Source organism: Enhygromyxa salina (genome assembly GCF_000737335.2).
Taxonomy (GTDB): domain Bacteria; phylum Myxococcota_A; class Polyangia; order Nannocystales; family Nannocystaceae; genus Plesiocystis; species Plesiocystis salina_C.
Genome location: NZ_JMCC02000099.1, coordinates 1 through 23,841, shown reverse-complemented (window position 1 = coordinate 23,841; position 23,841 = coordinate 1). Strand labels below are relative to the sequence as shown.

The following is a 23,841-nucleotide window of genomic DNA, read 5'->3' as shown; positions in this document are numbered from 1 at the left end:
TGTCATGAGCGAGATCCTCACCCCCGCGGTGGTGCTGCGGACCCGAGCCCTGCGCGAGTCGGATCTGATCGTGGTGCTGTTGACGCCCGGGCGCGGCAAGGTCGACTGCATCGCGCGGGGTGCCCGGCGCAGCCGTCGGCGGTTTCCGGGCGGGCTGCCAGTTGGCGCCCGCGGCGAGGTTGGGCTCGACCGCGGCCGCGGCTCGCTGGCCGTGCTCGACAGCTTCACGCCAAGCTTTGATCACAGCGGGCTCGGGCGCGACCTCGAGGCCTTCGCGTACGTGGCGTACCTGTGCGAGCTGAGCGATCAGCTCGTTGGGGGCAGCGCGCCGGATCCCACCACCTTTGGTCGCCTGTGCGAAGCGATCGAGGACGCGATGACCTGGGCGGGCCAGCCCGAGACCCACAAGCCCGCGCTGCTGCGCCGCTACGAGCTTGGCTTGCTCGACAGCTTGGGGCTGCTGCCTGCGCTGGATCAATGCAGCGTGTGCGGGGCCGCGGCCAACGTGAGCGAGGACGGCGTCGCGTTCTCGGCCGCACGGGGCGGGGTCGCGTGTCCGGTTCATGCGAGCGGGGCCCGGCGCCTGCCCGTGGCCGTGCGGGACCTGGCGACGACCTTGCTCCACGCCGATCCCGAGGCCCGCGACCGGGCCTACGCGCAGGCCGAGCGCGAGATCCGGCGGGGCCTGCGTGACTTGTGCCGTGAGCTGATCCAGCCGCACCTGCGTGCGCCGCTGCGCTCGCTGGCATTTTTTGCTCAGATCGCCACGCGACACGCGGACAAGGGGTCGTCCGACGGGGCCAACTGCTCCGACGGATCCGAATGAGCGCCCTTACAGGCTGGAATTCGCCGGTGTACTTGATAGTTTCCCGGCTCATGCGTCGCGCACCAGCTGGTCTGCAAAGGACGGCGGCCACCTCGTTGGTCGCCGCGTTCACGTGCGTGACGGCGGGCGCGTTGGCGCTGGGGGCCGGCTGCGGCCAGGCCAACCCCGGCTTCAATCCACCGGCGGGAGCGCTCGCGTTTCCATCGGGGCTGCTGCTCGACCCGCGGGTGTCCGCGGAGTCGAACGGACCGTGCGGGGTTGATCCCGCGATGCCCGACGAGCCGCCCGTCGAGTGTGCGGCCGGCGACGTCTGCACCAGCAATCTCCAGTGCCGAACGCCCGCGTCGTGGTTGGTCGTGACCAACGCCAACAGCGATCGGCGCTACAACGCGGGCTCGCTCGTCGCGCTCAACCTCGACCTGTTCTGGGACGCGGTCGCGTCCGATCAGGTCCTCCCGCAGGCGACCGACATCGACGAGGCCTACGACGCCGCGGCGTCGGGCCTGAAGTACGCCGGGTCCGCCGATCCCGAGTACCAGCCTGGCAAGTTTGTCCCGTGCCGGCGGGTCGCCAACCTGCCCCAGGTGATCGAGTGCCTCGAGGAGCCCTTCGTGCTCGAGGCGGCGACCGTCCAGTTCGGCAACTTTCCGGGTCCCACCGTCGCGTGGGACATGCGTACCGACACGTTCAGCCCCGCCGCCGATCAGTCGATGTTGCTGACCCCCGTGCGCGGCGACCCCAGCATCACCTATGTCGAGATGAGCGGGGGGCTCGGCGGCGCGGACGACTTGCAGCTCGAGTGCGGCCAATCCCAGGATCCAGAAGACGTCAACGGCGGGCGGCGCTGCGATGACGATCACCGGCTCAGGTTCCTGCGCAACGATCCCGACGAGAGCCGGCTCGCCCGCGAGCCGTTCCGCGTGCTCGTCAGCCCGCACCCCGAGCAGCCGCTCGCGTACGTGACCCATCAAGGCGACTCGGACCTGACCCTGCTCGAGCTCGAGGGCTTTGAGAACGGCGGCGACGGGCGTCCGGCGATCGTCCACCAGGCGAATCTGCTCGAGATCCTGGGTGCGTCGTTTAGCTTTCAAGGCGGGTTTGGCCTGGCTGAGCGGCCAGAACCTGGCGACGGCGACGGCGACGGCGACGGCGATGACGATGATGAGGCGACCGCGCAGATCGGTCCGTTGATCTACGCGAGCATGCGCTGGATCGCCTCGGCCCAGCCCGTCCGGGCGATCGCGCACAAGCCCGTCAGCGGGCAGACCTGCATCAACCACAACTCCACGGTGCCCAGCCAGCCTGGCGCGATCATCTGCGAGGCCCAGCTCGAGCCGGTCGGTGCGCCCTTCGAGGTCGGCGGGCTCCCCCAGGTGCTCGATCCGGCGGTCAGCCGCCCGATCCTCGCCGACATAGCCTTCTCGCGCACGGGCAACGAGCTGTACGTGGTCCAGAGCAACCCCGGCGCGCTGGTGCGGGTCGACACGTCGCTGGGCGTCGACGGCGAGCCGCTCGACGTGCCCGCGGGCCAGGTAGAAATCTGCGCGCAGCCAACGAGCTTGGTGATCTATGACGACGGCGCGGTCGAGTACGGGTTGGTGACCTGTTTTCGCAGCGGCGAGGTGTTCATCGTCGATCTCGCCAGCTTGACCGTCGTCGGCTTGTCCCGCGCCGGGATCGGCCCCGACACGATGGCCGTCGACCTCGCCCGCGAGGTCGTCTACGTGGCCAACACCCTCGACGCGACGATCAGCGTGATCAGCATGGCCCCCACGAATCCGGCGCGGTTTAGCCAAGTCGCGCGGATCGGCCTGCAGGAGCCCTACGTACAATGAGCCGCCGGATCCGCATCTTCGCCCCACTGCTGGCCTCGCTGGTGTTGCTCTCCAGCGCGGGCTGTCAGCCCCAAGAGACGCCGGACATCCCCAACCGGGTGCTCGACCGACCCACCGACCTCGCGCTGGTGTGCGCGGTGGTCGAGTGCGACGACAACGACGAGAACTGCGTGGCGCAGCCGCTGCCGCTGAGCGTGTGTCAGCAGGAGACCGGCAGCTGCACGTCCGACAACCCCCACCTCGTCGGCTTCGTCGCCAACTCCGAGCGCAACGAGATCGCGATGTTCACCAAGTGCTCGAACCGCTTGGTCGATCTGAACGTCGAGATCCCCGGCTACAACTTCATCCCGGCCGGGATCCTGCCCACGGATCTCGACGCCAGCGACGACGGCTGCCGGGTGTTGTCGGCCAACGTTGGCAGCTGTGATCTGACCTTGCTCGACGCGCCCGCGCTCGCTGGCATCGCCCTTGGCAACGCCGATCCAATCGACGAGCCTAGCAGCCTGGTCACGACCCTGATCCCCACAACATTCGACGCGGAGGCGAAGAAGCGGCGCCCGCTCGGCGCCCGGCCGGGGCAGGTGCTCTCGGTGCCGGCCAACCTCACGCAGGCGCCCGGCCTCGGCCCAGGCCAGACGCTCACGGGGATCTGCGATCCGCTGGTCCGCGCCAGCGCCTACGTCAGCTTTCCAACCTGCAACCTGGTCGCAGAGGTCAACCTTCAAAACGGTGAGATCATCCAGAGTCGGCAGTTTCAGAGCGATGGGTTTGGCGGCGTCACCGTGGTCGACACGGGCGTCACCCCAACCTGTCCGCTCGAGTGTCCGGCCCAGTTCGAGGGCGACTTGCCAAGCTCGCCGCTGGTCGACGCCACCGGTCCGTTCGTGCAGGCGCTCGAGCTCTCGCTCGAGGTGCCGCTGCCCAGCGAGGACCCCGAGCCCAGCGCTGGCGAACCAACCTCGTCGGGCTACGACGAAGCAGACGCCGAGGTCGTAGGTCAGCGCTTGTTCGTGGGCGGGCTGGGATCCGACCTCTTGTTCGAGATCCCGATCGAGGACACCGGGCAGTGGAAGCCGCTCACCAACCAGCTGATGCTCAGCGACGCTGGCGGGATCAAGGGGATCCGCGTGAGCCCAGCCGTCAACGCCAGCATCGACGAGCAGGGCTCGCCGTTTAGCCAGTTCATCTACGTCGTGGCCGGCGACGGATCCACGCGGGTCGTGGGGCGCGAGCTCCCGGCCGCGGAAGACAGCATCGGCATCGAGTGCGAGACCCAGCTCGACCCCAGCATCGTGCCCAAGGCGGCCGCGGTCGCCTGCGTCGCGGTCGCGCAGTCGCCCAACGAGGGCCAGCCGGCTTCGCGCCGGGGCTTCGCGCGGGGGCCTGGGCTCCGCCCCGGTCGCGGCGAAGAGGTGACCGACTGGATGTTCCGCAAGGCTTACGTTGGCTCGCCCAACAGCGGCCCATCGACAGAGGCAGGGACGGTCGCCGTTGGCGTGACCTCGGGCGGCTACGCGGTCTACTCGATGATCGACCAGGAGCGCGCCAACGGCCAGACCGAGGCGTCCGACCTCGGCGGCACCGACCCGGCGTCAATCATGGAGGTCCGGCTGTTTGCCCACTCGCTGTGGCCGCAGCCCACCGAAGATCTTCGGGCCCAGCTGCCGGTCGTCCAAGACGATCCGCCCGGGCGCGTGATCGCCAACGGATCGGGGATCACCCGCCAGCTCGCGCCCACGCTGCGACGGATCGACGCCGCCTACACAGCCGACGAGAACGCGCTCGCGCGCCTGAACGTTGGCGGTGACTTCGACCGGCTCGGGGCTGGCGACGAGCCCCTCTACGCGGACTCCGCCGCGCGGGTGATCGTCCACGACTATCGCAGCTGGGGCAGCTCCGGCACCCAGTCGTGGTCGCTCGAGTGGGAGGGCACGATCCAGAACACGCAGTCGTCGACCGGGCGGATCAGCTGCGCGAACGCAGACGCGTCGGACCCAACCTGCTCGCCTTCCGATCCCGGCGACGCCCGCCTCATCGACAGCACCGCGGCCTTTTGTGACGACGGCGTCCTCGCTGGCGACAAGCTGGTGCTCATTGGCTGCAACGATGACGACGACTGCGGCGACGGTCGTCGGTGCCTGCTCGAGAGCGACACCGCGCCCCAGAGCAGCGGGATCTGCATCTCTGCCTCGGCCTACGACGACGGCGTCGAGCAGCTGCGCAAGGCGTGCGGAACCTTCATCTCGGATCCCTGCGGCGAGGCCTTGCGCGAGTACACGATCACGCGCGCCTTCCAGGATCAGCTGTGGATCGAGCCAATGACCCAGGCGCCGAGGTCGTACCTGCGGGCGCGCTCGCCCGAGCTCGACGATGGCTGCCCCGCCAACAGCGTGTCGATGGCCAACGGTGACTGTGCGTGCCTCGCAGGCTTCAGCGAGGCCGCGTGCGGGGTCACCAACGAGTTCGAGTGTTGCCCCGATCCCAGCCAGCTGCTGAGCGGTCAGGCCCCGGTCGCCGAATTCGAGGATCAGTTCGTGTGCACCAACAGCCAGCCCGACGGCGGCTGCACCACCGACGACGAGTGCACCGACAGCCTGTGTATCGACTCCCGCTGCCGGCGGCCGTGTGAGAACGCCAGCGAGTGTCGGCTTCGGCGACTGCCGGGCCCCGGCTGCTTTCAAGAATTCGTGCGCTACCAGGTCGCGCTCAGCAACGCGTTTCAGGTGACGGGGCCGGGGGTCGGGTTCGTCCAGGATCTGGTCGAAGCGGTCGAGGCCGACGACCTGCCCGGCATGTTCGAGTGCCAGCCAACCGCCAACGCTGACATCTCGCGGCTGCTCACCAGCCGGCTGCCGCTGCCGCCCACCGACGACCCCGACGATCCCGAGTGGCTGGCGATCCCGACCTGCGCCGATGATCAGAGCGTTCAGCCGAGCAACGCGAACCCGTGTCGGATCGTCTCACCACGCGCGGCCACCCGGTTCCACCAGTTCGAGTACGAGGGGATCCCGGTCAGCGCGCTGCGCTACTCCAACCCGGTGTTCAGCATCGTGCTGGATCTCAGCGCCCTCGAAGCCCTGAGCCAGGACGTCCCGAGCTTGCCCAATGCAACCTGGGAAGACGCGATCTGGCCGGCCGAGGCGGCCAGGTTCAGGCGCTCGCGGATCCCCCGGGGCTACCGCGTGGAGTGGCGGCTCTCGACCGGCTATGGCGCCTTCGCCGATCGGCTGATCCTCGAGGCGCGGCCCGTCACGTACCCGGTTCGGATCGTCCCTGGGCCTCAGTCAAACGTCGCCTACATCGTCGATGGGAGCGGCCCCGGCACCACGTCGTCGATCCGCGGGCAGGTCGTGCGCGTGACCCTTGGCGACACGATCGACGCGGACGAAGCGTTCATCGGCGTTCGCTGACCAACCGCAATTCCCGCAGCTCGAATTCCCGCAGCTCGACGTGTTGCGTCGCCGCGGGTCGCCACGATCCTCCGCTTTTGAGTTATCTTCGGGGCGGTGGCCCAGTACCGTCTGAAGATCGGGGCGCGTACCCTCAAGCTCCCCGAGGGCACGGTCGACGTAGGGCGCAGCGCAGACTGCTGGCTGACCCTCGATGATGACCTGATCAGCCGCTATCACGCCCGCTTCCACGTCAGCGATGACCTGGTCGTGCTCGAGGATCTCAAGAGCCGCAACGGGACCTTCGTCAACGGCGAGCAGCTCGACGGCAAGATCACCCTGCATCACGCTGACAAGGTTCGGATCGGGCACGAGGTCATCTCGGTCGTCGAGACCGAGCTCGATGACGACGAGTCATCAGACGCGCTGCGTCGGACGATCGGGCCGGGCGAGGACTCCAAGTTTCCTTCGCTGATCGGCGCGCTGGTCGAGAAGAGCCTGAGCATGGGCAAGTTCAAGGAGGCCGAGCGCTATGCGCTGGCGCTGACGAACCAGCTCGCTTCTGCGAAGGTGCCGGTTGATCACCCAACGGCGGAGTCGGCTGTGAACTGCTTGGTTCAGCTGGCGGAGAAGACCTCTAGCGGGGTTTGGCTCGATCGGGTGTTTCGGCTGCATGCGGCGAAGGGGTGGATTATGCAGGCTAGGGTCATCAAGCAGGTTCAAGGGGCGTTGGATCGGATTCCGCGGGTGCCTGGGTCGGGGTTGCAGGACTATGAGCATGCTTTGCGGACTATGGCTCGAGATGGAGTGGATGTGCCGGCTAAATTGATGACGGAGGTGGCGGAGATTTATGATGCTTATGGGAAGAACTGAGCTGGATTGGATTGGATTGATTGGTTGTTTGCGGGGGTGTTTGTGTCCGATGGGGACCGCGCACGGGCTGCAGATGGCCTCAACCCGGCTAGGTCTACTCCAGTCTCGTGACCCCGCTTCCTTTGGTGTCTCGATCTTGGCCCGACCGGTTGTGGCTTCGTTAATCTCCACGTGCGTAGATACGCCGGGTTGAGGCCATCTGCGGCCTTTGTGCGCTCTACGTTCATCGGGCGGTGGCTCCGATCTGGACGGACGGGGGCGGTCTGCTGTGGAGCATTCTCGTCTGGGGAGACGGGGATAACCGGCGTGGGTGAGGGTGTGGGGAGCGTCGTTGTGAGGAGATTGGTGCGCGGCGTGGGTGAGGGTGTGGGGGGCGTCGTTGTGAGGAGATTGGTGCGCGGCGTGGGTGAGGGTGTGGGGAGCGTCGTTGTGAGGAGATTGGTGCGCGGCGTGGGTGAGGGTGTGGGGAGCGTCGTTGTGAGGAGATTGATGCTGGGAGTGGGTGAGGGTGTGGGGAGCGTCGTTGTGAGGAGATTGGTGCGCGGCGTGGGGGAGATTGATGCTGGTCGTGGGTGGGGGCGGGTGGAACAACGAGAATCGGGAACCGCCGACCTGGGTCTGGGGGTTCCCGATTGATGTGGGGTTGCGGTGGGGCGGCGGGGTTAGTCGTCGCTGTCGTCGCTGCTGCTGGAGGCGGCGACGGCTTTGGACTCGTCGTAGTCGCGGACCTTGAACTCGGTGCGGTTGTTCTTGGCGCGGCCGTCGGAGGTGATGTTGACGGCGACGGGGTCTTTGTCGCCCCAGCCTTTGGCTTCTAGGCGGCTGGCTACGACGCCCTTGCCGACGAGGTAGGCGACGACGGCGTCGGCGCGGGCTTGGCTGCGCTTGCGGGGGTTGCCGCGGTCGTCGGTGTGGACGCGGACCTCGATCTTGCCGTACTCGGGGTGCTGGGCGAGGAATGAGGCGAGCTGATCGAGGGACTCGGCGCTGCGATCGGTGTCGACGTCGTCGCCGCTGTAGTGGGGGCCCCGCTTGACGCGGAGTCGGTACTTGTTGCCGGAGATCAGGGGGGTCTCGATGATCGCGGCGGCGCCGCCACCATCACCACCGGCTGAGCCGTTTGCGGTCAGGGTCTCGCTGACGATCGCGCCGTCTTCGGTCATCGTGAACGAGACGGTCTTGGGGTCGTAGCCGGGGGCGGAGATCGTGGCCTTGTACTCGCCAAGCGGGAGCGCGATCGCAATGCGGCCGGTTCCGTCGGAGTCGAAGGACTCTTGAATGCCCATGCCGTCGAGCGCGACGGAGACCGGGAGTCCGACGCCGTCCTTGCCGAGGAAGGTGCCGTCGAACACCGGGTCCTCGCCGGTGTCGGCGGCGACGTCGGCGATGATGTCGACCTGGGCGTCTTCGCCGACGCGGACGTCGGCCATCTGCTCGATGAAGGTGCCGTCAGGTAGCTCGACGCTGATCGAGACCGGGCCTTCCGGGAACCGGAAGCTGGTGAACATGCCGGCGGCGTCGGTCAGGATCACGTTGGACGCGAGGCCCGGGAAGCTGATCTTGGCGTCGGCGATCGGGTTGCCCTCGAGGTCGGCGACGCGGCCGAGGATCCGACCTTCTAGGACTGGCTGCGGGCTGCCGTTGTCCATGGGGACCGGGACTTGCTTGATCCGCGGCTTGGGATCGAAGCTCCAACCGAGGCCGAGGATGACCTGGTAGGGCGGGACCGGCGGGCCAAACTCGTAGCTGGGCGAGGTCGTGCCGACGTCGACGGCGGCGCTGAGGAACAGGCCGTCGTAGACGTTGGCGCGCAGGCCCAAGGTCATCCACGCCTGCGAGCGCTTGAGCGGGGAGCCGCCGAACTGCTCGGTCAGCTCGACGAAGGCCTGCTCTTGGTAGGTGGCGATGTCCCAGTTGTATTCGATGACCGGGTCGAGGCCGTACTGCTTGTTCTTGCCCAAGCGGATCGGGAAGTCGACGGCGATCTTGGTGGTGACGCGGCTGTGGTTGACGCCCGAGGAGAAGCGCAAGACCTCGCGCGAGAGCAGGTCGTCGACCGAGGCCCAGTCGACCAACTTGCGCGAGTTGTCGAGGGTCCAGCCGACGTTGCCGGTGATCCGCATGGGGATCTCTTTTTTGGTCAGGTAGCGAAGGTCGGCGCCAAGGATCACGGCGAAGTCGAAGTTCACTCGCGAGGTCCGCAGCCGCTCGCTGCCCGAGATCAAACCAAGCCCAAGCTGCCCGCCAAGGCCGACGCCGCCGTTGAGGAATTTATAGGCACCCTTCACGCCGAAGTTCATGTCGCCCAGCGCGAACACGGACGGCGGATCTTGGCGAGCGCCCTGATCACGGGTGTTGCGGTTCGCCGAGCTGTTGATGTTGAAGTAGACCTCGGTCCACTCTGTGAAGGTGAAGCCAAGGTTGACGGCGCCGCGGAGTCGGGCGTGGCGATCGCCGTCTGATGTACCTTCACAGCAAAAGAAGTTGTTCTTGACGAAGAAGTCGCTGTGGAGCTGGAAGCGGAACGTGTACTTGCCTCCAACGTCGGCCAGCGACGTGTAGAACAGACCGACCGGGCCGCGCAGCGAGTTCATGACCGGCTCGTGACGACCGGCGACGATGCCGGGGCCGGACTCGCCCTCGTAGCCAAGCGTGCCCATTGACGTGTCGGTGCCGCCAGCGTCGGCCGAGCCCGCTGTCTCGGAGCCGCCGCTGAACGACGAGTCGAGCGAGCTGTCGGCCTCTGGATCGAACGCGCCGCCGAGCTCACCGCTGGCCTCGGCCTCTGTCCCATCATCGACGACGTCTTCACCCGGGCCAGCCGGCACGGTGTCGGTTGGCATCGGCTGGCCGTCGGCGGTCAACATCTCTTCTCCGCCGTCGGTCGCCGCTTCGGGGTCGGTCGCTTCTTCGGCGTCGCCGCCTTCGGGCAGCGAAGGTGGACCCGCGAACGCGAGACCGGGGAGCAACAACAGGGTGCTCGCAGCAAGGCCCGACGCGAGCAGATGAATGGACAGACGGCGCATGTAAATAGCGTCGTACGTCAGCGTGCAGGTGTCAAACGCGGTCTCGCTCCTGGAGTGGATCGCTGACGAGCCAAGCGGCGAGCGAGGCGGCGGTCGGAGCTCGCGGGTACTCGGGCCCCCGTCGTTGGTGAGCCCGGGTGCTCGACTGGCCAGGTGCACAGGAGACCGCGATCGGCCTCCGATCGGCCTTCGGATCGCCTGGTCGCGGCGCTGAAGTTCGGGCGATGACCAGCACGAAGGTGCACGCCCGAGGTTTGGCGGAAGCCCTCAAAGAGGCGACAGGAGCGAGAATTCGAGGATCTGAAGGGGAGGGCGATTTCCCTTGAAGGAATCCGCGGACATGGTCATGGAACCGCGACACCAGACCCTCGCGCTCGCGCACACGGCGGGGGCGACGTGGACCAGCGCTGGCGTTAAGCTACGGCGACACCTCGACGTGCGACCGCAGCGACGCATCCCCGGCCCGAGTTCGATCGTGGCTTCCCTCGATCCTCTCGCGACCTCGCGTCCGATCTTGCGTCGCATGATCGTGGTGCTCGGATTCGCGGTCGCGATGATCGTGCTTGGCGTCGTCGCGCCGCTGCTCGAGTCGCTCGCGGGGGCGGGGTCGCACGCGGTCGCAGCCCCCCCAACGGGCTCGGTCGAGGGCCCAGTCGAGGGCCCAGTCGAGGGGCCAGTCGCGGCCCCAGAGGTCGACGCGACGCCAGCCAGCGGCGCTGGAGAGAGCGTTGTCGATAGCGCTGCCGAGAGTGAGGCTCGCCAGCCAGCTCCCGAGCCGAGCGAGGACGAGCGCGGCGAGGCCCCGGTCGCAACCCCCTCCAACGCAGAAGCAACGGTCGCTCGTGTTCGCGTCGAGCTGACCGTGTGGCGCGGCGGCGATCACCCGCGCGAGGGTGATCGGGTCGCCCGCCGCCGTTCAGAAGTCGAGGGGCGGGCGAGCTACGAACTCACCCATCCTGCCCGTGCCCAGCAGCGCTTGGTCCTGCTCGACTACGCCGAGCTGTTGCGCGACGAGCCGCGCGAGCTCGACGAGATCGCGCTGTCGACCTACGTCGCGGGTCCGTCCGAGCGCGCGCGCACGATCGTGGCCAGCGTGTACGCGGGTGGTCAGGAGCTGACGCCCAAGCGGGTGGGGGCGCGGCGTGACATCGAGATCGAGCTGCCGGCGGGAGTCACCGAGGTCACGATCGCCTACCGCGTCGAGGTCCCGCATCGCTATTGGCCGCTGGGATGTGTGTGGCGCCGGTGCAGCCTGTCTGGCGCGATCGCACCGCTGCCGAGCGAGCCGGCCCGCGGCGGCGTGTGGTTGCCAGCCGACGGGCGGGTGATCACGCCGGTCGAGTGGGTGGTCGATCACGCTCGATTTGGGGCGGTCCCAAGCTGGGCGCCGGGCACCGAGCCGACCACCGAACAGGCCAAGGCGCTCGACGGGCAGGAGCTCGTGATCACCCGCGAAGCGATCGATCCGCGCGCCGTGATCGCGTATCCCTCGGTGTTCTGGGGGCCGCGCTGGCACCACACCCAGATCTGGCATCGAGGCGTGCGCGTCCGGGTCCTGCACATCGACGTTCGGCCCGGTGATCAGTACCCGCAAGAGAACCTGCTGCACCCGCTGCACGACGTCGCGGGCCACGTCCTGTCGATCGCCACCGCCGCGATCGACATCGCGTCGGTCGTCAGCATCGAGCCGCCGCCGGACGCCGAGCTGACCGTGGTCCAAGGCCCGCTGCGCAGCGACGTGTCGATGTTCCACCCGACCGCGGTCATGGTCAGCGATCAGTACCTCGAGCTGTTCGCGACCAAGCGCCTGGCAAAATTTCACGACATCCAAGTCGCCCGCTCGATCTGCGATCTGCTGGCCTACGCACATTTTTCGGGGCGTCACGACAGCTCGACGGATCTGTGGCTCTCGGGCTCGTTCGGGGTCGTGCTCGCCCAGCTGTGGCAGCGGGCCCGGGATCTGCGTGACGAGTACGCTGTCGATCTGCTCGCCGCGTGGACCTTCGTGCCGGCGATCGACAGCTTCTTGTACTCGGGGCAAGCCTCGTTCTCGTCCGCGTACTTTCGCGGCAGCGAAGATCAGTGGCCGGTCCGGCATCACCCGCTGTTCTTCGCCAACGAGCTGCCGAGCGGGCGGCGGATCCACGAGAAGCTGTCGGACCTCCTCGATGATCCGCAGCTCGCAGGGTTCTACGCGGAGCTGGGCCAGAACCCCGACAGCGATCCGCGGGTCGTCGCCGAGCAGGCTTGGGGCCGCGAGCTGGGTTGGTTCTTCGACCAGTGGCTTGGGCCCTATCCCGAGGTCGACTACGCGATCACGGACGTCCGCTCGCGCAAGGGTGACGACGGTCGCTGGCATCACGAGATCACGATCTCGCGCGACAGCGATCGCCCGCTGATCGAGCCGATCCAAGTCTACGTGAACGAGCGAGGCGGGCAGGATCACTACCTGGCCTGGAACGGTGAGGCGCTGCCCGGCGCCGACTTGCTCGACCAACCCAGCGCGGCCCAGCACGTGTTCACGCTGGACACCGAGCGCCGGCTCGCGTCGGTGCGCCTGGATCCACGCGCGCGCTTGGTCGAGACCTCGCGGATCTCCGGCAGCGTGATCCGCAGCGCGCGGGGCGACAGCAGCGATCCGCTGTTCAACAACCGCGCGCCCGCCAAGACCCGGTTCGTCTACCGTGGGTTTGGGTTCTCGGTCGCGGCCTCCGAGCTGGCGACCGCCAGCACGACCCAGGCCCGGTTCAACGCGATCTCGGCGGCGCTGGCGTTCGAGGCCAGCTTGCGGCGGGACCTTCGCCGGACGGCAGAGTTCTACGCCTACACCAACAGTGAGGCCAACCTTGGCGGTCGCACGCGCTTCAATTTTTACTTTGGGGCCAAGCGCAATCGCCAGCAGCGAAGGCTGCGCCTGAGCAACACCAACTCGATCGCGTGGCTCAACACCGGCGGGCTCGATCAGGCGGGCGGCATGCGCTTGGTCGAGCGCTTGAGCCTGAGCCACAGCACCTACAAATACGGCGGCTGGCCCGAGCGCGGACACATCGTGTACGGCAGCGTCGCGGGCTCGCAGACCGTGCGGCTCGACGGCGCCACCGATCACCGCTTCTCGCTCAACTTCGACGCCGGCTGGGCCCAGATGTGGCCGCTCGCCCACCACCACGTGCTGGCGACCCTGGTCGAGGCCAGCGTGGTCGCGCCGCTCGCCTCGAAGCTCGAGTTTCGCAGCCTCAACCGCGGCGGCGGACTGGGCGCCTTGGTCGGCTTCACCTCCAACGAGCTGTACGGTCGCGGGGTCGCGCGCTCGCTGGTCGAGTACCGCCACGTGATCTTGGATGATCTGCGGATCCCCCTGTTCAACTTGATCTTCGTGCGCACGATCAGCGGCGCGCTGTTCGGCGGGGTCACGACGCTGTCGGGGTGTGACGATTACAGCGGGTGGTTTGGGTCCAACAGCTGGTACGGGCAGGTTGGGTACGGTCTGGCGGCGCGCTTTACCTGGCTTGGCGTCGCGCCGCAGCTGCTGCGGGTTGACGCTGCGGTCCCGCTTGGCCGGCGGGGGGGGCGGACCTGTCTTGGCGAGACCTTGCCCGACTACATCGCGGAGGTGCAGGGTATCGACGACGTGGATCGACTGCTGCCGCCATTCAACATCAACGTCACGTTCAGCCATCCATTTTAGACCCCCACATGCACCTTCGCCCTTCGCCGACTGCAGCCGCTTCGCGTCTGGTCGCTTCGCTCCTCGGGGCTGGCTGTTCGCATCCGCATGTGTGGCCCCCTAAAAGGGGGCTCGGGTGGCTTCGGCGGGCATCCTTGTTGGACACTCTCGTGGGCTCTTGTGCTTCGCCAACTGTCGTCGGCTCGCGGTCGCTCCTCGGGGCTGGCTGGGCCCCTAAAAGGGGGCTCGGGTGGCTTCGGCGGGCATCCGCTTTAGTCCCCCACATGGGGCTTCGCTCTTTGACTGCAGCCGGTTTGGAGAGGGTGTGTAGGTGACGGGAGCTGGGCAGAGGGGGGGGCGATGGGGGGTCGCGGCGACGGTGCTGACGGTTGTGGGGCTGATCGTCGTTTTGGTGGGGTCGGCGTGGGTGCGGGAGCCGGGGTTTAGCCAGGGTGGGTTCGCTTCGCACGATGTCGCGGGGATCCTCTACAACGCGATGGTCCTCGAGCATGGGGGCTTGCCGTATGTCGACACTTTGGAGCTCAAGGCGCCGGGGAGCTTTTATCTGGCCAAGTGGTTCGCGGGGCCTGAGGCGCGGGATATCTCGCGTTTTCAGGTTGCCGCGAATTTGTGGGCTCTGTTGGCGCTGGCCTGCGTGGCCGGGCTCGCTTGGCGACTTTGGGGGCGACTCGGTGCGGTCATGGGCGCGGGGCTGTACGCGCTCCACGACGCGCACCTCGACTCGATGGACGCCAACTATGTGACCTGGGCGAACCTGCCGCAGATCGCTAGTTTTTGGGCGGGGATCGAGGCGCTGCGGGTCCGATCGGAGCGCTGGCGACCCAGCGCGTGGATGCTGGCGGGCGCGCTCGCGGGCTTCGCTGCGCTGTGCAAACGACCCGACGGGATCGTGTTGGTGCCGCTGCTGATCATGGCCTTCGTTGGCGATGGCGGCGAGTCTTTGGCGCGGGCCAAGGTGAGCCGCGGCGACGGGTGGGCGAGGGTGCTCGAGCGCGCGGGTGATCCGGCCTGGGTGCTGCTCGGGTTCGGCCTCGCACACCTGCCGATCGTCGCGCAGTACGTGGCGGCGGGTGAATTCAGGGCGCTGTTCGAAGGCTACTTCGTGAGCCGCTGGGGGCTTCGCTACTTGGGCGCGCGCGAGGCTGGGCTGGCGGCGTCAGCCTGGGAAGGCGCGTTGGCTCTGGCTCACTTCGTGGGGCTGGCGTTGGTGCTCGCCGCGTTCTCGTGCGTTCGCGGGGTGGCCGAGCGCGTGGCCAACTGGCGCGCTGGCGTGAGCGCGCAGTCGGATCAGCGCCTGCGCGAGCTCGGCTTCGTGTGCGCTTGGTTGCTCGCCATGCTCGTCGCCGCGAGCCTCGGGTTTCGGTTCTACAAGGGCTACTTCCTGGCCGTGGCCGCGCCGATGTGTGTGCTCGCCGCGGCGCCCTGCGGGCTGCTGGGGCGCCGCTGCACCGCCCACTGGGTCCCGCGCTCGCTGGCCTTGGCGCTGTGCTCGGTGTTGGTGGTTCGCGCGCTGCTGATGCTGGATCACGTTCGTCATGATCGCGCCCAGCCCCACGATCTGGGCGGCCGCCGGATCGCCAAGCACCTGCTCGACCACACCGAACCCGACGACCGGATCTGGATGTGGGGCTGGCACCTGTGGGACGTGTACCCGCTGACCGGGCGCATGTCGGGCAGCCGAATCTACAAGTCCCTGGGGATCCTGAGCCAACCCAACGACGACACCTGGCGACGGCCGGCGAGCCCGCTGCGGTTTGTCGAGTCCGAGTACTCAAGGCAACTCATCGCGGATCTGGAGGCCTCGCGCCCGGCCTACGTGGTGCTGGGGTCCACCGTTCCGCACCGCGAGTTCAAGCAGCTTCACGCGTTCTTGGACGCGCACTACCGCCGCGACCGGCGGGTGCGGATCGGTCGGGTCCAGCTGTGGAAGCGCAGGAACCTCTAGAGACCTCTAGAGACCCCCACAGAGACCTTAGACTTCGCCGACTGCAGCCGCTTCGCGTCTGGTCGCTTCGCTCCTCGGGGTTGGCTGTTCGCAGGGGCATGTGTGGCCCCCTAGAAGGGGCTTGGTGGCTTCGGCGGGAGGCTATACGCCCGGACCCAAACTCCGACCTTTGGACTCTGGTCGCTCAGGCTGTTGCCTCTGACGCTTTGCGCAGCTGGCCGTCGATGATCGCGTCCGCGAGCGACTCGAGCTCGGCGGTCATGCTTCGGTCCCCGGTGAACGGGGCCATGTGCTCGCGGATCGCCGCGTGTACGCGCATCAACGCTGGGCTGCTGGGGTGCTCGCGCAGATCCAGCGCTCGGGCCGTGGCCGCGGCTTCGATCGCCAAGACCCGGGCGAGGTTGCGAACCACGGCGGCGAGCTTGCGCGCGGCGATCGGGCCCATGCTGACGTGGTCTTCCTTCCCCGCGGAGGTCGGGATCGTGTCGGTGCTGGCCGGGAACGACATCGACTTGCACTCGCTGGCCAGCGCGGCGGCGGTGACCTGCGCCATCATGAAGCCGCTCTCGACCCCGGGGTCGTTGGTCAAGAACGCTGGGAGCCCGCGGGAGTGGGCGGCCGTGCACAGTCGATCGATGCGTCGCTCGCTGATCGTTGCGAGGGTGGTGAGCGCAGCGGTCATGTGATCGGCCGGCAGCGCGACGCTGCAGGCGTGGAAGTTGCCGCCGCTGAGGACATCGAAGCCGGCGGCGTGATCGTTGGGATCACGCAGCAGCACCAGCGGGTTGTCCGTGAAGCTGTTGAGCTCGATGCCGACGGCCGTCGCGGCGTACTCGATCGCGGCCCGAACCGACCCATGGACCTGCGGCATGCAGCGCATCGAGTACGCGTCCTGCACTCGCCCACAGTCGGCGTGGGACTGGTTGAGCGGCGAGCCGGCGAGCAGCCGGGTGATCAGCTCGGCGCTGTGGATCTGGCCGGGGTGGGGCTTGCCTGCGTGGATCCGGGCGTCGAGGCACGCGGTCGTGCCAAGCAGCGCGTCGAGGCTGGCGGCGCCGATGATGTCCGCGGCCTCGACGAGCTCGCGGGCGTCGGCCAGCGCCAGCGCCGTGATCGCGGTCGTGACCTGGGTGCCGTTGATGAGCGACAGACCCTCTTTGGCGGCCAGGTCGAGCGGCTCGATCCCACACTTGCGCAGCGCTTCGGCGCCCGACATCCGCTGGCCCTCGAGCCACGCTTCACCTTCACCGATGAGCGGCAGCGCGAGGTGGGCGAGCGGAGCGAGATCACCGCTGGCGCCGACGCTACCTTGGCAGGGGACCACAGGCACGACGCCGGCGCGCAGGAGCTCGAGCAGGCGCTGAGGAACGAGGGGTCGCACCCCCGAAGCACCCAGCGCCAGGGTGTGGGCGCGCAGCATGAGCAGCGCTCGGACCACGTCTGCGCCCAGCGGCTCACCCACGCCAACTGCGTGGCTGCGCAGCAGGTTCCGCTGAAGATCCTGCAGCCGAGCGGGTGGGACCTTGACGCCCGACAGCGCCCCAAAGCCAGTGTTGACGCCGTAGATCGTCGCGCCCTCGGCGAGCGCGCGCTCGAGCAGGGCGCGGGTGCGCAGCAGGTTCGACTCGGCCTCCTCGTGGAGGGTCGCGGCCGCGCCTCGTCGCGCGACTCGACGAACTTCTTCGATGTCGATCTGGCGTCCGACGATCACCGTTTGGGCGGGCATGGAGTCCGATATCACGGCCGCCCACGTGCCGCCCACGTGGACGGTCGTTTCCGAGCCGAGCCGGGACCAAGTGAGCTCACGTGGTCCGGCGGCGGGCGGCCCAAATACAAACCGCGATCCGGGTCGCAGTCCGCGTTGACCGCCGCAACCCGGACGTCTACGCTAGTCGAGAATGCGAGTATGCCCGCATTGCGGGGCTCGCTACGACGGGGAGCCCAGCTTCTGTCCGATGGACGGCTCACCGCTCGGCGAGCTCACGAGCCCCGGTGGCCCGACGGCAGGCGCGTCCGCGTCCGGCTCGGTGCTGCGTTGGGTTCCGGCTGATCACGACCAAGACGATCGGGTTCAGCCAGCCTCGGATCGGGCCGGGTCGGGGCCGATCCGCGTGGGCTCGGGTCCGATCCGAGCTGGGTCGGGTCCGATCCGAATCGGCTCTGGGCCGCTGCGTGTTGCGTCCGCGCCGGCCAGCGGTTCGTCGGGCCCGCGTGCGGTCGCAACTCTCGCCGCGGTTCCGTCGCCCGAGCCGTCTTCGGGGGGCGTCGTGCAGCTCAGCGCGCAGATCAGCAGCTCGGGTTGGCAGGCTTCCCAAGATGGCTCCGCCGCCGTGGCAACAGAGGGCTGGCCGGTGCCACCGGGCCTCGGTTCGGGCGACGAAGAGCACCTGCTCGGCGTCGTGCTTGGCGATCGCTACCGGATCGAACATCAGATCGGCGCGGGCGGCATGGGCTTGGTCTACAAGGCCGTGCACCTGCTGATCGGGCGCAACCTGGCGATCAAGGTGCTGCGTCGCCGCTACTCGCAAAAGCCCGAGGTCGCCAAGCGCTTCGCCCAAGAGGCTCGGATCGCGTCGAGCGTCAAGCACACGAACGTGGTCGACATCATCGACTACGGCACGACCCCAGGCGGCAGCCCTTACTGTGTGATGGAGTTCCTCGACGGGCGCAGCCTGGCCCGCGAGATCGCCCAGAGCGGGCCAGTCGCTCCTGCGCGGGCGATCGGGATCGCCTGTGACATGGCGCGGGGCTTGGCCGCCGCGCATCGGGCCGGGGTGATCCACCGCGACCTCAAGCCGGACAACGTGTTCTTGGTCGCGCCCAGCCAAGAGGCCGCCGAGCAGGTCAAGCTGCTCGACTTCGGCATCGCGCAGGTCGTCCGTCGCAAGGTCCGGTTGACGGCTGTCGGCTCGATCGTCGGCACGCCCGAGTACATGTCGCCCGAGCAAGCCCGCGGCGATGACCTCGACGCACGGTCAGATCTCTACGCGCTGGGGATCGTGCTGTTCGAGGCGCTGACCGGGCGGGTCCCGCTGAGCGCGGACTCGCCGGGCGGGACCATGAGCAAGCAGGTGTTCGAGCACGCGCCCCGGCTGCGCGAGGTCGACCCTCGGTTCGCGGACTTCCCCAGCTTGGAGGCCGCCGTCGCCAAATTGCTGGCAAAGAACCGGGACGAGCGACCCAGCTCGGCGCTCGAAGCGGCGCACTTGATCCAGACCGCGGCGGCCAACGATCTCGAGCCCGCCACGGATCAGCCGGGTCACGCGGCGCAGGCCGGTTGGGCCCAACCCCAGGCGCCAGCGCCCGCCGTGTCCGAGCAGGACATCGTTCGGCGGGCAACGATCATGATCGGATCGGGGTCGGTCGCGCGCGCCCATGACACCGAACTCGACGGACCGGCGACGGGCAGCTTTTCGGCAAAGCCGGGCAAGATCGAGGACGCTGCAGAGACGAAAGATCCCCGCAAGCGGCCCAGCATCATCATTCGTGACGGTGTTCCGTCCAGGGTCGCGCCCCCGCGTCCGGCTCCCGCCACTGCGGTGTCGCGCACGCCCACGCCCGAGTCGACGCAGCCGCTGGGCAAGCCGTCACGTCGGGGTCTGCAGAGCCGTCATTTGCCGCTGGTCATGGTCGCATTGGGCGCGGCGATCTTCGCCGCGCTGGTCACAATCGGCTTCATGCGCTGGCTTCAGCGGCGAGAGGCGCGGGGGTCTGGTGTGACGGGATCCATACACGGCCTGCGCTCGTATGAGAGCAGTCGGGCGCTCGCTCGCGCTGGGCGCGTTGGCCCAGATCCCACGAGCAACCCGGCGAATACCCACGCAGGTCCGCCAGTCGAAGGCCGCACGCGCGGGTCCGAGCACACGAGCCGGTGACCCCTCACTCCAGGATGCTCGAGGTCGATCTCCGGTTGCGGTGCCCCGCGATGCCCACGAAACTAGACGTGCCCAACAGCCGGCTTGCAGAAAATACGGTAGGCTGAGCCGGCCTCTGAACTGACGAGCGACTCATGGCTGAACCGAAAGCGAACCCGAACCTCCACGTACCCGCAGGCGGAGGCACGATGATCGCCAGCGCCAAACCACCGCCAGCGCCCTCGCCCGGGATCGGTGGAAAGGGGACGATGGTAGCGGGCGCACCTCCGCCAATGCCCAAGTCGACCGTGCTGTCGGCAGCCCCACCACCGGCGGCCCCCCAAGCGGCAGCACCCCAAGCGGCAGAAGACCTCGGCAGCGGCGGCACCATGATCTCGATGGGAGAGGCCGTACCCGAGATCGTCGCCCCCACGCCTTCGCAGAGCCAAAACGTCCACGACTTGATCGGGACGGTCTTGCTGGGTCGCTACCGCGTCATCAAGAAGCTCGGCGAAGGCGGCATGGGCACCGTCTACCTGGGCGAGCACGCGCAGATCGGCAAGAAGTTCGCCGTCAAGGTTCTCAGCCACGAGTACGCCCACAAAGAGGATCTGCGCGAGCGGTTCCTGCAGGAGGCCCGCGCGGCCTCGATGATCAGCCAAGAGAACGTCGTGGAGATCACCGACTTTGGTGACACGCCCGATGGCTCCGTGTTTTTCATCATGGAGTTCCTCAACGGCGAGGACCTCTCGGACACCGTCAAGAACCACGGGCGGCTGCCTTGGGCGCGGGTCAAACACATCATGTTGCAGGTCTGTCGCGCGCTCGCGGCCGCTCACGACGCGGGCATCATCCACCGCGACATGAAGCCCGAGAATTGCTACCGCATCACGCGGGGCAAGAACGAGGACTTCATCAAGGTGCTCGACTTTGGCATCGCCAAGGTCACCTCGGAGGAAGAGGGCGAGGGCAAGGGGCTCACGCGCACGGGCATGATCTTCGGCACGCCCGAGTACATGTCGCCCGAGCAGGCGCAGGGCGCCAAGCCCGATCATCGCGTCGACGTCTACGCGCTCGGCGTCATCCTCTACGAGCTGCTCACCGGTCGGGTTCCGTTCACCGCGGACACCTTCATGGGGATCCTGACCAAGCACATGTTCGAGATCCCCGAGGCGCCCTCGGCCTTGGTCCCCGAGGCCGAGATCCCGGCCGAGGTCGAGGCGATCATCCTCAAGGCCATGCAAAAAGATCGCGAGCTACGGTTCGCCGACATGCGAGAGATGGCCGCCGCGATCGAGGCGGTGGGCAGCGGCGCGGCTGCGGTCGCGTTCGTCAACGAGAACATCGCCCGCCCCTCGACCGGTGAGATGGCGTTCACCGGCAGCCGCACGGTCATGCCGGGCACGGTCCCGCCAGTCTCGGCGACCGACGAGGAGCAGGGTGGGTCCAAGAAAGGCCTGATCTTCGGGCTGGTCGGCGGCCTCGCGCTGGTCGCTGCGGGCGTCGGGGCGTTCATCGCCTTCGGTGGTGACGGCGGCGACAAGACAGCCGACGCCAAAGAAGAGCCCGCCGCCGTGGCCAAGGCCCCCGAGCCAGACGTGGTCGAGCAGCCGGTCACGCCGCCTGTTGTCGAAGAGCCCGAGAAGGTCAAGGAGATCGCGGACGGGACCGAGACCGTCACCTACCGGATCACAACGACCGACGCGGAGGGCAACCCCGTGATCGCCTCGATCCTCGATCCCCGCGACAACGGCAGCTACGGCAAGACCAACACCCCCGAGGGCGTGAGCGTCGAGAAGTCCACCGAGCGGCTGCCGCTCACGCTCAGGGCCGCCGGCTTCGAGCCGCAGACGATCGAGATTGTCCCGGACTCGGACAAGAAGTTCGAGTACGTGATGCAGCCGATTCAAAAGGCCGCGCCCAAGAAGACGGTCACGAACAAGAAGAAGGCCGACCCCGCGCCAGATCCCACGCCCACGCCGAAGGAAGACGCGAAGACGAAGAAGCCGCCGCGTCGCGTGTCGCCGGATCTCAAGGATCCCTTCGGCTCTCGCGGAGGCTGAATTTGACCCCCACAGCCGCCTGTGGGGGTCATGGGTGCGCTGGCGGGAGATCGAGTGTGGCGAGCAGGAAGGCCGCGACGCCGGGGACGTCGTTGTCGACCCACGGCTGTGGATCGCGGGGGTTGAACCGCCAGAACAAGGGCACCCGCCGTCCGAAGCTCTGGGCCAGGCTGGCTCGCACGGAGAAGCACTCGACGCAGATCGACCAGCAGCCGTGGGCGTGGTGCTGGTGGTCTTCTTGCTCGCCCGTGAAGGTGTCGAACACGCGGCTGGCGATCCGCAGGTAGCGGGTGTGGGGCTGAGCCTGGCGAAGCGCAGCGCACAGGCGCGCGTAGGCCATTGCCGCCGCGCGGGTGCGGACGCGCGGCGGAAACATGGTGCCCATGAAGCTGTGCAGGTTGGCGCTGGCGTGAAATTTTTGGGTCGTGAGCAGCTGGTCCAGCGCAGCCGTCTCGGGCTCGCTCAGGGGCGAGGGGCCGCGGTAGGTCGCGTCGCCTGGGGTTGGGCTTCCGGCGCCCGGTAGCGGAAGCCGTCGAGCTCCGGTTGGCAGTGGCCAGTTGCGATTGAGATCCACGCCACGATGGTTGTGACGCAGCTGCGCGAGCGTGCCGGCGCCGTCGCGTGCGTGGGTGCGGGCGTAGCCGTCGGGGTTGAGGCACGGCGCGAGCCACAGCTCGGCGCGCTCGTGGAGCTGGCGCAGCGGTGGGGGAGGGTCGTCGATCAGCTTGGCGAGCATGCCCACGCACACGCGGTTGCCGATGAACTCGGGTCCGTGGGTGTTGGCGCAGACCAGCACGCGCGGGGCCACGCTCGACGCCGTGCTCGCGGGTGACGGGACGCGAACGACGTGGAGCGGCCGCTGCTCGACGCTGCGGCCGTACTCGATCAACTCTGTGCCGGGGATCGTCGCGCTGGCCCTCGCAACGAGCTCGACGAGCTCGAGCTCGCGCTGCTCGGGCGAGGGGTAGGGGATCATCGCGTGACTCGTGGGCGGCGAGGCCCTCAGCCGAGGGCCCCGCCAAGCGATGGCGTCAGCCTTCTTCGGGGCCAGCGGCGATCGGCTCGGGCGCCTCTGTGACGTCGGTGACGTCGGTGACGTCGGTGACGCTCGCTTCGGGCTGTCGGTCGACGGCGTCGTCGGCGCTCACGGTCTCCCCAGCGTCCCCTGAGTTCGTGGGTTCAGCTGGGGCGACGGCCTGCTCGGGCGCGGGCTCGGGCGGCTCGGCGGCGCTCGAGTCGAGCGCGTCGGCGAGGGTGCTCGCGGCGACCATGGTCGCCGCTTGCTCGTCGGGCAGCCGCAGCGGGGTCGCGTCCGCGTCGAGCTCCGTCATCTTGACGAGGGTCAACGCGATGGAGTCGACCACGCTGCCGTCGAGCCGCGCGACCACGGTCTCGAAGTGCTGCCCGTCCATGCGGAACAAGCTGTTCTGATCGCGGACGGTCAGATCCTTGACCGCCTTGCCGTGGAGCCCGGTCACGCGCCGGAGCAGCGCGCGGACATGGGCAGCCTTGTGCCCGTGCTTGCGGCCGATGTTGAGGCCAACCCGCACGAGCGCATCGTCCCCGGGCGCGTCTTGGATCACGGGGACCGACGAGTCGTCGACCTCGGGCTCGGCGAACGGCGCCGCAGGCCGAACCGTCTCGACCTGGATGTCGTCGTCGGTGTCGGTCTCTGCGTCCTTGCTGTCCTCTTCCCGGGCGAAGTCGGCGGCCGAGAACTTGCCCGCCCAGATCTCCCAGAAATCCTTGTGCGGCGGACAGGTCAGCTCTGGCGGCGCGACCGGGGCCTTCTTGCGCCTGCGCCTGCGCCTGCGCTTTTTCTTGTCGCCCTCGGATTCCCCCGAGCTGTCGCTGTCGCTGTCGTTGTCTGCGTCCACCTGCGGCTGGTCTTCGGCGGAAGCAGCGGTGGCGGTCACCTCGTCGGCGCTCGCCGACGCGGGCTCGGGCGCGTCGTCCTGAGCGGCCGAGCTCGGATCTGGATCGGCAGCGAGTGGCTCTTCGCCAGACGGATCGAGCTCGGCGGCGTCGTCATCGTCGTCGTCGTCGTCTTGCTCGGTCAGATCCTCGGCGTCTCGCTCGGTCAGATCCTCGACCTCGACCTCGTCGGTCAGGTCATCGAGGACCGCGCGGCGTCGGCCTTTGAGGGTCAGCTCGTCGAGCTCGTCGATCTCGCCGAACTCGGTTCGCACGGCGCTCAGCTCGTCGATGTCGATGTCGATGACGATCTCGTCTTGCGACACGCGCTGCGGCTCGGGCGTCTGCTCCTCGCTGCTCGGGGTGTCGTCGCCGCCGCGATGGCGTCGCCGACGTCGGCGGGATGCCCCGTCGCGCTGCGCAGCGCCGCA

The 23,841-nt window shown here is 68.2% G+C and carries 12 protein-coding genes and 1 pseudogene; 9 read left to right on the top strand and 4 right to left on the bottom strand.

The window, feature by feature from the left end:
• The first annotated feature begins 4 nt into the window (after window positions 1–4).
• The 5 genes from recO (at window position 5) to DB30_RS30970 (ending at window position 7,559) form a co-directional block, all read left to right on the top strand.
• On the top strand, window positions 5–826 hold the full coding sequence (gene recO / locus DB30_RS30990) for a DNA repair protein RecO (RefSeq protein WP_052555815.1): 822 nt from the start codon (window positions 5–7) through the stop codon (window positions 824–826).
• Between the two features lie 50 nt (window positions 827–876).
• Window positions 877–2,661 (top strand): YncE family protein, encoded by a 1,785-nt coding sequence (locus DB30_RS30985; RefSeq protein ID WP_146661374.1) that lies wholly within the window; start codon window positions 877–879, stop codon window positions 2,659–2,661.
• On the top strand, window positions 2,658–6,071 hold the full coding sequence (locus tag DB30_RS30980) for a hypothetical protein (RefSeq protein ID WP_052555812.1): 3,414 nt from the start codon (window positions 2,658–2,660) through the stop codon (window positions 6,069–6,071). The genes DB30_RS30985 and DB30_RS30980 overlap by 4 nt, the downstream gene beginning before the upstream one ends.
• Window positions 6,072–6,167: 96 nt before the next feature.
• Window positions 6,168–6,923 (top strand): FHA domain-containing protein, encoded by a 756-nt coding sequence (locus tag DB30_RS30975; RefSeq protein WP_052555810.1) that lies wholly within the window; start codon window positions 6,168–6,170, stop codon window positions 6,921–6,923.
• A gap of 306 nt (window positions 6,924–7,229) precedes the next feature.
• A complete protein-coding gene (locus DB30_RS30970) occupies window positions 7,230–7,559 on the top strand; it encodes a hypothetical protein (protein ID WP_146661371.1) in 330 nt (109 codons plus the stop codon).
• A gap of 26 nt (window positions 7,560–7,585) precedes the next feature.
• On the opposite strand, the gene DB30_RS30965 is transcribed toward DB30_RS30970, so the two are convergent.
• A complete protein-coding gene (locus tag DB30_RS30965; RefSeq protein WP_146661369.1) occupies window positions 7,586–9,949 on the bottom strand; it encodes an OmpA family protein in 2,364 nt (787 codons plus the stop codon).
• A 346-nt stretch (window positions 9,950–10,295) separates the two neighbouring features.
• On the opposite strand from DB30_RS30965, the gene DB30_RS30960 reads away from it, so the two are divergent.
• A complete protein-coding gene (locus DB30_RS30960) occupies window positions 10,296–13,634 on the top strand; it encodes a hypothetical protein (protein WP_146661367.1) in 3,339 nt (1,112 codons plus the stop codon).
• 358 nt (window positions 13,635–13,992) lie between these two features.
• Window positions 13,993–15,579: a glycosyltransferase family 39 protein gene (locus DB30_RS30955; RefSeq protein ID WP_052555804.1), complete on the top strand. Its 1,587-nt coding sequence runs from the start codon at window positions 13,993–13,995 to the stop codon at window positions 15,577–15,579.
• 184 nt (window positions 15,580–15,763) lie between these two features.
• Here the strand turns inward: DB30_RS30955 and hutH are convergent, their stop codons facing one another.
• Window positions 15,764–17,305 (bottom strand): histidine ammonia-lyase, encoded by a 1,542-nt coding sequence (gene hutH, locus DB30_RS30950; protein ID WP_052555801.1) that lies wholly within the window; start codon window positions 17,303–17,305, stop codon window positions 15,764–15,766.
• 229 nt (window positions 17,306–17,534) lie between these two features.
• On the opposite strand from hutH, the gene DB30_RS30945 reads away from it, so the two are divergent.
• Both DB30_RS30945 and DB30_RS30940 read left to right on the top strand, forming a co-directional pair.
• Window positions 17,535–19,454, top strand: coding sequence for a serine/threonine-protein kinase (locus DB30_RS30945; RefSeq protein WP_052555799.1), 1,920 nt, complete (start codon window positions 17,535–17,537; stop codon window positions 19,452–19,454).
• Between the two features lie 272 nt (window positions 19,455–19,726).
• Window positions 19,727–21,496 carry a serine/threonine protein kinase gene (locus DB30_RS30940; protein WP_052555797.1) on the top strand — a complete coding sequence of 590 codons (1,770 nt, stop codon included), beginning with the start codon at window positions 19,727–19,729 and terminating at the stop codon, window positions 21,494–21,496.
• A 28-nt stretch (window positions 21,497–21,524) separates the two neighbouring features.
• Here the strand turns inward: DB30_RS30940 and DB30_RS30935 are convergent, their stop codons facing one another.
• Both DB30_RS30935 and DB30_RS30930 read right to left on the bottom strand, forming a co-directional pair.
• Window positions 21,525–22,472, bottom strand: coding sequence for a M14 family metallopeptidase (locus DB30_RS30935; protein ID WP_052555795.1), 948 nt, complete (start codon window positions 22,470–22,472; stop codon window positions 21,525–21,527).
• A gap of 55 nt (window positions 22,473–22,527) precedes the next feature.
• Window positions 22,528–23,841: pseudogene (locus DB30_RS30930) on the bottom strand (hypothetical protein); the annotation flags it as partial.

What these genes read in the sequence shown, in the direction of transcription:
- recO (WP_052555815.1), top strand. Translation starts at nt 5, where the DNA reads ATGAGCGAGATCCTCACCCCCGCGGTGGTGCTGCGGACCCGAGCCCTG.
- DB30_RS30985 (WP_146661374.1), top strand. Translation starts at nt 877, where the DNA reads ATGCGTCGCGCACCAGCTGGTCTGCAAAGGACGGCGGCCACCTCGTTG.
- DB30_RS30980 (WP_052555812.1), top strand. Translation starts at nt 2,658, where the DNA reads ATGAGCCGCCGGATCCGCATCTTCGCCCCACTGCTGGCCTCGCTGGTG.
- DB30_RS30965 (WP_146661369.1), bottom strand. Translation starts at nt 9,949, where the DNA reads ATGCGCCGTCTGTCCATTCATCTGCTCGCGTCGGGCCTTGCTGCGAGC.
- DB30_RS30960 (WP_146661367.1), top strand. Translation starts at nt 10,296, where the DNA reads ATGGAACCGCGACACCAGACCCTCGCGCTCGCGCACACGGCGGGGGCG.
- hutH (WP_052555801.1), bottom strand. Translation starts at nt 17,305, where the DNA reads ATGCCCGCCCAAACGGTGATCGTCGGACGCCAGATCGACATCGAAGAA.
- DB30_RS30945 (WP_052555799.1), top strand. Translation starts at nt 17,535, where the DNA reads ATGGACGGCTCACCGCTCGGCGAGCTCACGAGCCCCGGTGGCCCGACG.
- DB30_RS30940 (WP_052555797.1), top strand. Translation starts at nt 19,727, where the DNA reads ATGCCCAAGTCGACCGTGCTGTCGGCAGCCCCACCACCGGCGGCCCCC.
- DB30_RS30935 (WP_052555795.1), bottom strand. Translation starts at nt 22,472, where the DNA reads ATGATCCCCTACCCCTCGCCCGAGCAGCGCGAGCTCGAGCTCGTCGAG.